Genomic DNA, 10,228 nt, shown 5'->3' with positions numbered 1-10,228 from the left:
TTGCCGCTTGAGATCGAACCGGTTTATCAAGCTATCACTTCTGAATCAACTCCCCGGTCGGCGGAGATTGGCACAAAATCAATCCTGGCCAGAAGTTGGCCAAAGGCTGGATTTAGTGTTATCTATGCTGACGTGGAAAGCGCCCGGTGCTGTCATCTAGGAGATAAAGTCATGCGTTGTATGGCGTTAGCAGCACTCGTCGTATGCTTGGCCACCGTCGCAAGAGCCGCCGAAACGAGCAATGCGTCTGATCCTCGCGCCGAGGCCAAGGCCGCGCTGGAGCGCCTACAAACCTGGCTGGCTACCAGTTCTAACCAATCTGGCTGGAACGATTTCCTGCAAACCGACCAGCTCCAGGCACAACTTGTCACCGCGGAGCCCGATGTCGTCGCAGTTTCTCAGATCATCTCGCGCTACCGCAGTCCGCAGCCAGGGCTCGAACTGCCGCGGTTTGCAGCGGTGCGGAAAGCTTTAGAGCGTTGGCTGGCCAGTGGTGAGCTACTGGATAAAAAGCTCCCCGAGATCGTCCGCGCCGCTCAGCCCGCGCCTCCCACAGAGAAAGAAGTGGCGGCGCGGCGCGAGTCGCTGGCCGCAGCAGTCAAGGATCTCGATGTTTACCTCGACGGCGTCTCGACCGGCGCCGGCTGGCAACGCTACTTGGAACTCGATCGGTTGGTCCAACTTGCCGCCGGTCCACCGCCGACGGTTGAGCAGTTGATCCCACTTGCCGAGCGATTCGAAAGCGGCAATCGCGGGCTGGAGATGCGCCCCTTCCGCCGCGCCGCCCGCGCGCTGCGCCGCTATGTGCGCACGCTACGCGGCAGCGAAGCCAAGGATCTTGCCCAGGAGGCACAACCGCGACTGGAGGCGCTGGCCAAGGCGCTTTCCGATCAACAGGCAGCGGCCATCACCGATCTCGATCCGGTGGTTAGCGCGGTCAACTGGCTGGCCGATCACGGCCAGTCGCCCGAAGTGGTGAGCGTGGTGCAGGCTCGCTTTCCGTACAAGAACTTGTTCGTCACTGTGTCAGAGGGTTTTCTCAGCTCCAGCTTTGCCGAGCATTTGAACGAATGCGAGCCAGTGCGCGAAACGATCGAAGGGACCCTGGTCACCGGCACGGCCCGCACCGAGGGAGATGTGCTGCTCGACCTAGTGGCCAACGACCGCCGCGCGGTTTGGAACGCGCTGTTTCGCGGACAAGTCGTGTCAGAGACGCTGGGCCGCAATCGCTCGGCCCGCGTCTGCCTGCGCGGCTACACCGACCTGACCGGGAACAAATCAATTCTGGTGGAACCAACGGGCCTCTCCACACAGCCCGCCACCGCCAGCGCCGATACGCGACTGGTGACCACCGGCATCGGTTCGACCAGCGGCGGCATCCGCGGTCGCATTGTCGAGCGGGTGGCGAGCCGGCGCGTGGCCGAGGCGCGACCGGGGGGCGAATCGCGGCAATCCGATCGCGCGCGGCGCGCGCTGCGCGAGCGGCTCAACTCGCGAGCCGACGCCCAGATCGCCGATGCCGACAAGCAGTATTGGAAGCAATTCCGCGATCCGCTCGCCCAACGCGGACATTTTCCAGACGACTTGCTCTTTTGGACCACGCCCGACTACATGCTGGCGGCGGGCACCTTTTCGGGTCCCGTTCGGCTCGGCGCGCCAACCTTGCCCCCCTCCTGGTCAGGTTCTCCCGATCTCGGCCTGATCCTGCACGAAACAGCGGTGAACAGCCTGACGCAAGGTTTGCTGGCCGGCGAGACGCTCGAATCAGAAGATGTGAAAGAGCGCATGCGCGACGAGCAGGGGCGACTGCCCGAGGGATACGACGAAGAGGAAGAGGGGGATTCGTGGTCGATCACGTTCGCCGATCACAAGCCGATCGAAGTAGTGTTTCGCGACGGATCGCTGAGGGTCACCATCCGCGGCCAGCGGTTTCGCAGTGGCGACCGCCAATACCGCGCGATGAACGTGACCGCGACCTACAAATTTGAAAACACCCCCAATGGCATCAAGGGGGTTCGCCAGGGAGAGCTGGAGATTTTTCCGCCCGGCTTTGTGCCCGGCGAGCGGCGCCTGTCGGTGGCCGAGCAAACGCTGCGCAACATGCTGGAACGCCGGATGGGCAAGATTCTGAAGCCGGAACTTGGTGGCGAACAGATCAAGCTGCCGGGTAAACTGGCCGAGGCGGGCCCGCTGACGGCGTCGCAGGCGGCGGCCGACGGCGGTTGGCTGACCTTAGGCATGACGCGCAGCGCCAGCAGTCAGCCGGCGCCGCAAAGCGTGGCGCGCGCCGCCCTGGCGAAATGAAAAGCGCGACGGCCGCGCAAGGAGGAGCATGGCGATGGGACGTTTCGTGGAGATCGGCTTCGACTGTTTGCCGCTGCGCAGTGTGGGGCGGCTCGATATCCCGCTCGACGCGTCGCCCAAGTACCAAGAGCGCTGCCGGCGCATCAAGCACGCCATCGAGACGCACGGCTCGCACAACTCGTACTATTTATACAACGCCGACTGCACATTTCACCTCACCAACGACGAAGCGCGCGGCATGCTCGAGTTTCGGTTTGAAGGGACCGTGCTGACCGACGAGGCCGACGAAAAGACCTTGTCGTGCGCGCTCGACGTGGAGCTGGTGCGCGAAACCTGCGACTGGCTCACCGAGCCGATCGTCCATTGGTTCTTGGAGACGGTGCCGCGCGCCGTGCAGGTCGAGTTCGACCAGTACATCGCCGCCGGCGATCTGGAAAAGGCGCACCAGCGCGCCCAGCAGGCGCAGGCGCAAATGGAAAGCGCTGGCGGCTACCTGGGCATGTTTTTATAGACAGCCGCGAGCCAGCGGGGCACACGGCATCGCCAGCAAGCTAGCAGTCGGCCTGTACTGCGGCTCGCCGAACTTCGCATCGCGCTGGCGCTGTATACCGGCCTCCCTTCGCCGGACATTCCCGCCCGGTTTCTCCGCCTTGCCAGGCTCGCCTCGCTTCCGGCCATCCTTCCCCACTTCTGGTAGCGGTCACGCGGGTTGTGCGGATTCTTCCAAGTTTGCGGGTTAGGGCGCCGATACCAAGCGTGCCGACTATGCCGCGCGGATTGCGCGCAGCGTGGGTTTGGCCGCGATCAGCGTGAATTTGGGAAGGCCTCATCGGCCCGGAAAGATCGCCAGCAGGGCGATCCGGCCGAAGCGACGGCAAGCCCCCAAGGAATTACCGCGAATGAATCGGCAACTACATAAGATTTGGGCGGTCCTGACCTGCGCCATGATGGTGGCCACCGGCTGCACGCCGTCGCAGCCGTTCTACTTCTTTGAAGATGGCGACCTGTCGCACTACCGGGGTGTGGCGACCGAGATCGAATACGCCGACGTCGAAACGCAGCGCCTGGCCGATGTCGATGGGGCGCTGGCGCCCTTCTCGCTGAAGAACTCGCAGCCGCGCGAGATTTGGGACCTCACCTTGCAAGAGGCCGTCAAGGTCACGCTGCAAAACTCCCGCGTCATGCGCACCATCGGCGGCCAGGTGGTGCAACCGCCGGCCCTGCTGAGCCAGGCGCCCGACAGCTTCCCCACCGTGTACGATCCGGCCATCGCCGAGTCGAACCCGCGCATCGGCGTGGAGGCCGCCCTGGCCGCGTTCGACGCGCAGTTGGCCAGCAGCATGATGTGGGCCAAGAACGACCGACCGGTGAACGTGACCGGCTTCTTCGGTCAGGCGATCTTCGCGCCAGTCTTCGAACAAGACCTGGGGCAGAACACCACGCAAATCAGCAAGACGACTGCCACGGGCGGTCAGTTCTTCATGCGGTCGAACACCTTCTATGAATACAACAACAACCCCACCCGTCAGTTCCCCAGCGACTGGAACCAGAACATCGAGGCCGAGTTCCGTCATCCGTTGTTGCAAGGGGCCGGCGTGCAGTTCAATCGCATCGCGGGGCCCAACGCCCAGCCGGGCTTCTTCTTCGCCAACGGCGTGATCCTGGCGCGCATCAATCACGACATCTCGCTGGCCGACTTCGAGATTGGCGTGCGCACGATGATCCGCGACTTGGAAACCGCCTACTGGGAGCTGTACTTCAACTATCGCAACCTCGACGCTTTGATCGCCGGACGCGACAGTGCCCTGCAAACTTGGCGGCGCGTCTATGCCTTGTACATCGTTAGCGCCGTCGGCGGCGAGGCGGAGAAAGAGGCCCAGGCACGCGAGCAGTATTTTCTGTTCCGTGCCCAGGTCGAGAACGCGCTCAGCCAGCTTTACTCCACCGAGAACCGCGTGCGTTACATCATGGGCCTGGCCTCAACCGACGGCCGGCTGATTCGCCCATCGGACGAGCCAACCATCGCCCGACTCAATCTCGACTGGTATGAGACGCATGCGGAGTCGCTCGCCCGCTCGACCGAACTGCGACGCCAGAAGTGGCGCGTCAAGCAGCGCGAGATGGAGTTGATCGCCACCAAGAACTTCCTCTTGCCGCGTTTGGACGCCAACGGCCGCTATCGCTGGCTGGGCTGGGGCGACGATTGGTGGTACGCCAACCGCACCGGCGCGCCGTTCTCCAACGCCATGCAAACCCTCACTCGCGGCACGTTCCAAGAGTGGCAACTGGGCCTCACCTTCCAGATGAACATTGGCTTCCGCAAAGAGTTGGCGGCGGTGCGCAACATGCAACTGTTGCTCACTCGCGAACGGGCCGTGCTGCAGGACGAAGAGTTGGAAGTCTCGCATCAATTGAGCGACGCGATGCGCAACGTCGATCGCTACTATGGCCTGAGCCAAACCAACTTCAACCGCCGCGTGGCCGCCGAGCGCAACGTGGAGGCGGTCAAGGCCGCCTACGAAACCGGCACCGTCACGCTCGACCTGGTGCTCGACGCCCAACGCCGCCTGGCCGACGCCGAGAGCAGCTACTACCGTTCGCTGGTCGATTACATGTTGGCCATCCGCGATGTGCACCTGCGCAAGGGCTCGCTGCTGGAATACAACGGCGTGTTCTTGAACGAAGGCCCCTGGCCGGCCAAGGCCTACTACGACGCCCTCAAGCGGGCTCGCGAACGCGACGCCGCCATGTTCATCGACTACGGCTTCACGCAGCCTCGCGTGATGAGCCGCGGACGCTACCAGCAGCACATTCACGGCTACGACGCGGCGGGCGGAACCATCCTCACCGCGCCGGCCCCGGCCGAAGTCGAGGAAGTGCCAGCGGGCGCGCCGCGACCGACGGGCGAGATTTCGCCCACGGCCACCGGCGCCAACATGCCCGCCCCGGCCGCGGGACCCAATGCCCCCTTCGCGGTGCCGACGGCGCCCAAGTTCGGCGCCGCGCCGCGCCCCATGCAAGGCATGGCCGACTGGCCGGCGCCGGCGACCGGCGGACGCCTCGCTCCTCCCGGCGTGCGGCCGGTGCAGTATCAAGCCGCGCAGGCGCCGCGGGCCTCGGTGGTTGGCGTGCGTCCACAGTAGCCAAGCGCGTGCGTTAGCAATCGCTAACCGTTCATCAAGCTCGCTGGTGTAATGCCTGGCGAGCTTCTTTCATTGCTGGCGGCAGCACGGCGCGTACCTCTTGCCAGATTGCCATTCGATGGTGATGTCCGTTTTTGCCTCGCTTGCGGAATGCGTTCAACATGCGCGGCGCGCGGGGCGACTTCAACTCCACTGCGCAATAACCAGCGCGCCCATGCCGCCCACGCCGGCAAGCAACAGCACCAGGCAACCAGCCCGCGATCGGCGCCGAGTGTCAAACAAGTCTTCGATGCCGAAGGTAGTGCGGCGATACACACGGTTGTAGAGCGCCTTGCGCGGGTTGGTCAGCCAACCCCAACCCTTGGGAACGCGCAGCCCGAGCGAACTTCGGGCGAGCCGCTTGAGCGAGGTTCGCGCCGCGATGCGCTTCTTGAAGGAGGGCCGTCGAAAACCGAACTTCATATGCGCCACTGTAACCTAGGCTCGCTCAGATCATCGCCGCTCTAATTGGTCAAGCCGACTCGCCATGTCGCGGCGCCGATGCGACCAGTCAACCTTCGACATACGATTTCGTTCGGCGCACCCGACGGACGACTGTACCTGCGTGAATCATCGTTCATGTAACAGAAAATTCGTTGCACCCCAATGGTGGGGGATTAGCCTGTTGATTGACAGCCGGGGTAGTTGCGGGCTGTGCTTTCTGGGTCTCTGGCGCCGCTAATGACGGTGAGTTGAGAGCCGCTAAACCGATGCGACTCATAGCAGCACGCTAAGGTCGACATCGCATCTCTTGCGCGGTTCGCGCCGACGACACAACGCTCGCCAAACGCTTGCCGCTGATGTGGGCGGCAGGCGGCGATACTTGGCGGCGCTGCATCGCACAAACTGCCATGCGCATGGATCGTGCCGGCAATTGGACCGGTGACTCATCGTTCTGGGTAGCTCCCGATCCCTCGAAGCACGCAGCCAGCCAATGCTAGTCAACACTCGCTTCCGCGTGATGAATCATGGTTCGAAAGGAGCTAGCCAATGCGATTCAGCAGCATTTCTCTTGGGGCTTTTCTGTTCGCCCTCGCGATCAGCGGATGGGCGCCACCAGCCGACGCGGGCATCGTCTCTTTTTTTACGCCCGCGGGCGCCACGACCGGCGGACAGACGGTCAGCGCCAAGGCGACCTTCACCACGTCGGCCGACACCGTAGTCGTGCTGTTGGAGAATTTGGAGGCCGACCCCACCTCGGTGGTGCAAAACCTGAGCGGCTTGCAGTTCACCATTAGCACCGGTCAGAACAGTGGTTCAATCACCACGAGCGCAGGCCTCGACCGCACCATCGCCAAGGCCGGCACGTACGTCGATGGCGCCGTCGGCGACACCGGTTGGGATCTGTCGACTGCCGGCTCCGATCTGTTTCTCAACGTGCTCGGGACAAAGATCGGTCCGGCGCACCTCATTATCGGTCCACCCGGCGGTCCCACGTACGCAAACGCCAATGGCTCGATCGCCGGCAACGGGCCACACAATCCGTTTCTTGCGGAATCCGCCACCTTCACGTTGAAAGTGACCGGTGTGACGGCGGCTTCGTCGATCTCGGCCGTGACCTTCGCCTATGGCACGACAGAAGGCGCCAACCTGGTGACGGGCATTGTGCCCGAGCCAAACACGCTGGCGCTGGCCGCTGTCGGACTATTGGGACTGGCGCTTGCTGGTCGCCGCCGCGTGCGACGGTGCTAGATTGCGGAACTGAGCGCGTCGCTGACCACATAAGCACGATGAGCTGCCAAGAGGAAATTTGTACGCCCCCCTAAACGCCAAAGCCGCCTGCTGAAGCGGAGCACAAGGCTTCAGCAGACGGCATGGTTGGGGTACAGGGCGTTATTCTCGCGCGCTAAAGAAGGCGCTCGGAATCAGAGCGCTAGCTGCTCTGCTTGGCACGCTTGCGGCGCCAGCGCGACGCCAGACCCAACAGAGCGACTCCGCCAGTGGCCGCCAGCGCCAGGGTCTGCGGCTCCGGCACCGGAACCACGGTCACGCTGGTCATGATCACCAGGTTCTCGGTGGCGATGTTGTTTTTCGCGTCGTAGTCCTGCAGCGGCAGTTCGTTGAAGGGCGGCCCCCCCGCGTTGAAAATCTTCAGTCCCGCGATGGCGTCGATCACATCCATGCCGGCGCCGAGCACCTGTCCAAACACGGTGAACTTCTGCGGATCGAGCGAGCCGGTGTTGTCGACCGTATTAAAGAAGAACTGGCTGGTGGCGCTGTTGATGTTGCCGGCCGTTTGCGCCATGGCGATCGTGCCGCGCACGTTCGACAGTTGATACTCATTTTGAATCGGCGGGTCGGTCGTCAGTGGAACCACCTTCGAGCCATCCCAAGTGAAGCCCCCCCCTTGCACGACGAAGTTGTTCACCGAGCGATGGAAGAAACTGTTGTTGTAGCGGCCCGAGGTGATGTAGTTCAAAAAGTTGTCCACGGTGATCGGCGCTACGTCGTCGTAGAGCAAAATGTCGAACGAATTGCCAACGCCGGGCACGTTCAGATTGGTTTCGATATGAACCGTGGTGGCCAACGCGGGCGAGGCGATCAATGCCGCCAGCGCAATAACGAGCCAAGACCAACGAGACATGAATGGGCCTCTTGATTTTCGAATTAGGGTGATGGAGCGAGAGAGCATTTCGGTTGAAGCAGCGGACTATGTGACGCGCAAATACCACGGCGAGCAGCTTGCGCGGTTCAAGGGGTCAGCGGAAAGAGCCAGTAAGAAGGCGCCACTCGGGCGCGATTAATCCTTGCCACAGAGGGGCAAAGAGCGGCTCAATTGCGGAAGGTCACTAGCAAAATACCCAGCAGACTAGGGTTCGGCTGACCCTATGAGACTAGTTTGGCGGCGATCGCCAGTCAAGACATTCAGAAAGCTGGCCGAAAATTAACAGAAACCGGCTCAGCGACCAGGCGCCTGCGGTTCTATGATTCGCACCTCGCCTGCGGCGCCCACGGTCACCCGCCAGCTTCCCTCGGGCGCCGCCAACTCGATGACGGCCGGCTCCGTCACCCCGCCATCGGGCAAGAACTCGATTCGCCGCGGCGCGGCCGAAACCGCAAACTGCGGCTGAAATTCGCGGCGGTTAGGCAAACGATAGAAGCCGATCGGCCGCCCCTGCATCGCGATCGTATACGCCGCTGGCCGATCTCCCGCCGCCTCGATCACCACTTCGACCGGCTCGCCACTGTTCACCGATTGCCGCTGCGCCGCATAAAGCTCCATGGCCAAGACGCGGGCATTTGCCCGCTCGGGTAGCGCCTCGATGCCGGTCGACGCCCAGGCCATCGAGATCGCGCTACCCAGCACCAGCAAACTGCCGACGAGCAAACTCAGATCGATGGCAATCACAGCCGGGGTAGAGATTCGCCGCGTAGACATGATGAATGGCCGAGCTTGGGAATATGGAACGTCCTCATCCCAAGGCTAGGTTGCCGCGAGACTTGCGGCCTGGCCGGCGTCAAATCGGGACATTGCGCGACGGTTGTGTCCTATACAACCGGTCGTTTCTATTGAAGTTTCACGCCCCAGGGTCGCCGTCGCCGATCCAACATCAAATTGCGCCACAGCGGCGCTCCTCAGCGAACCGGGCGACACCATGAGCGACATCAGCAGCCTGCCGGCCGTGCAAGCCGCACAATCCGAAGCCCTGGCGGGTCAAATCGCGGTTGTGCTCGCCAGCAAGCGACTCGACGCCGCGCGACTGCAAGGCGCCGCCGTCGCCGAGCTATTGGCTTCCGCCGCCCAGGCAGGCAAAGCCCCCGACCGAGGCGATCAGCTCGACCTGTCGGTCTGAAACCCGGCCCCGTCAGGCAATGTTCAGATGGCCGCGAACCTTTTCGCCGCCGGGATTGCCATAAACGGCGTCCTCCCCGACTGACCCAATCGCTGATATATTGACAGGTCCGTTCATTCCCGGTCGCGCATCTTGCGCCGGCCTGAACCGCGCGGCGCTGCCAGCGGCCGCCACGCCCCCGCGAACCCCAGCACAGCCCGTACTGCTATGACCGCACCGCGCACGATGTTCGAGAAGATCTGGGACGAGCATGTCGTCCATGCCGCGAAAGGAGAGCAGACGATCCTGTACATCGATCTGCACCTGGTGCATGAGGTGACGAGCGCTCAGGCGTTCGAGGGATTGCGACTGGCGGGGCGCCGCGTGCGCCGCCCGGAGCGGACCATCGCCACGCCCGACCACAACGTGCCAACCACCGATCGCCGGCTGCCGATTGCCGATCCAATCTCGAAGCAGCAGATCGACACGCTCCGCAACAACTGCCGCGAGTTCGGCGTTCGCCTGTACGATCTGAACGACGCCGAACAAGGAATCGTCCACGTCATTGGACCCGAGCAGGGCTATACGCAGCCGGGCATGACCATCGTTTGCGGCGACAGCCACACCGCCACACACGGCGCCTTTGGCGCGTTGGCGTTTGGCATCGGCACCAGCGAAGTGGAGCACGTGCTGGCCACGCAAACGTTGCTGCAATCCAAGCCCAAGACGATGGAACTGCGCGTCGATGGCAAGTTGCCGCCGGGTGTCACCGCCAAGGACTTGATCTTGTACTTGATCGGGCAGATCACCACCGACGGCGGCACCGGCTACGTGATCGAATACGCCGGCGAGGCGATTCGCGCCCTGTCGATGGAAGAGCGGATGACGGTGGCCAACATGTCGATCGAGGCGGGCGCGCGGGCAGGCATGATCGCCCCCGACGACACGACCTTCGCCTATCTGCGGGGC

At 63.1% G+C, this 10,228-nt stretch carries 8 protein-coding genes and 1 pseudogene; 6 read left to right on the top strand and 3 right to left on the bottom strand.

Annotated elements, in window-relative coordinates; translation table 11 throughout:
• The first annotated feature begins 171 nt into the window (after positions 1-171).
• The 3 genes from K1X71_11135 to K1X71_11125 all read left to right on the top strand — a co-directional run bounded on the left by K1X71_11135 (position 172) and on the right by K1X71_11125 (position 5,447).
• Positions 172-2,304, top strand: coding sequence for a hypothetical protein (locus tag K1X71_11135; GenBank protein ID MBX7073689.1), 2,133 nt, complete (start codon positions 172-174; stop codon positions 2,302-2,304).
• A gap of 34 nt (positions 2,305-2,338) precedes the next feature.
• Positions 2,339-2,815 carry a hypothetical protein gene (locus K1X71_11130; GenBank protein ID MBX7073688.1) on the top strand — a complete coding sequence of 159 codons (477 nt, stop codon included), beginning with the start codon at positions 2,339-2,341 and terminating at the stop codon, positions 2,813-2,815.
• Positions 2,816-3,203: 388 nt separating this feature from the next.
• Entirely contained in the window at positions 3,204-5,447 is a 2,244-nt protein-coding gene (locus tag K1X71_11125; GenBank protein ID MBX7073687.1) for a TolC family protein, read from the top strand.
• Positions 5,448-5,723: 276 nt separating this feature from the next.
• On the opposite strand, the pseudogene K1X71_11120 reads toward K1X71_11125, so the two are convergent.
• Positions 5,724-5,909, bottom strand: a pseudogene (locus tag K1X71_11120) (hypothetical protein).
• 567 nt (positions 5,910-6,476) lie between these two features.
• Between K1X71_11120 and K1X71_11115 the strand changes: the two are divergent.
• Positions 6,477-7,178 carry a PEP-CTERM sorting domain-containing protein gene (locus tag K1X71_11115; GenBank protein ID MBX7073686.1) on the top strand — a complete coding sequence of 234 codons (702 nt, stop codon included), beginning with the start codon at positions 6,477-6,479 and terminating at the stop codon, positions 7,176-7,178.
• Positions 7,179-7,359: 181 nt separating this feature from the next.
• On the opposite strand, the gene K1X71_11110 is transcribed toward K1X71_11115, so the two are convergent.
• A complete protein-coding gene (locus K1X71_11110; protein MBX7073685.1) occupies positions 7,360-8,070 on the bottom strand; it encodes a peptidylprolyl isomerase in 711 nt (236 codons plus the stop codon).
• Between the two features lie 315 nt (positions 8,071-8,385).
• Entirely contained in the window at positions 8,386-8,865 is a 480-nt protein-coding gene (locus tag K1X71_11105) for a hypothetical protein (GenBank protein MBX7073684.1), read from the bottom strand.
• 217 nt (positions 8,866-9,082) lie between these two features.
• Here K1X71_11105 and K1X71_11100 point away from each other — a divergent pair, with 217 nt between their 5' ends.
• Together K1X71_11100 and K1X71_11095 are read left to right on the top strand one after the other, a co-directional pair.
• Positions 9,083-9,280 (top strand): hypothetical protein, encoded by a 198-nt coding sequence (locus tag K1X71_11100; GenBank protein MBX7073683.1) that lies wholly within the window; start codon positions 9,083-9,085, stop codon positions 9,278-9,280.
• Between the two features lie 225 nt (positions 9,281-9,505).
• Positions 9,506-10,228 (top strand): 3-isopropylmalate dehydratase large subunit (locus K1X71_11095; protein MBX7073682.1); only part of this gene is annotated, 723 nt, incomplete at its 3' end.

The sequence above is a fragment of the Pirellulales bacterium genome (assembly GCA_019694455.1).
GTDB lineage: Bacteria > Planctomycetota > Planctomycetia > Pirellulales > JAEUIK01 > JAIBBY01.
This window is presented reverse-complemented; position numbering and strand designations above follow the sequence as displayed.

Bases quoted from the DNA above. Each gene is read 5' to 3' on its own strand.
- K1X71_11135 (MBX7073689.1), top strand. From the start codon at position 172: ATGCGTTGTATGGCGTTAGCAGCACTCGTCGTATGCTTGGCCACCGTC.
- K1X71_11130 (MBX7073688.1), top strand. From the start codon at position 2,339: ATGGGACGTTTCGTGGAGATCGGCTTCGACTGTTTGCCGCTGCGCAGT.
- K1X71_11125 (MBX7073687.1), top strand. From the start codon at position 3,204: ATGAATCGGCAACTACATAAGATTTGGGCGGTCCTGACCTGCGCCATG.
- K1X71_11115 (MBX7073686.1), top strand. From the start codon at position 6,477: ATGCGATTCAGCAGCATTTCTCTTGGGGCTTTTCTGTTCGCCCTCGCG.
- K1X71_11110 (MBX7073685.1), bottom strand. From the start codon at position 8,070: ATGTCTCGTTGGTCTTGGCTCGTTATTGCGCTGGCGGCATTGATCGCC.
- K1X71_11105 (MBX7073684.1), bottom strand. From the start codon at position 8,865: ATGTCTACGCGGCGAATCTCTACCCCGGCTGTGATTGCCATCGATCTG.
- K1X71_11100 (MBX7073683.1), top strand. From the start codon at position 9,083: ATGAGCGACATCAGCAGCCTGCCGGCCGTGCAAGCCGCACAATCCGAA.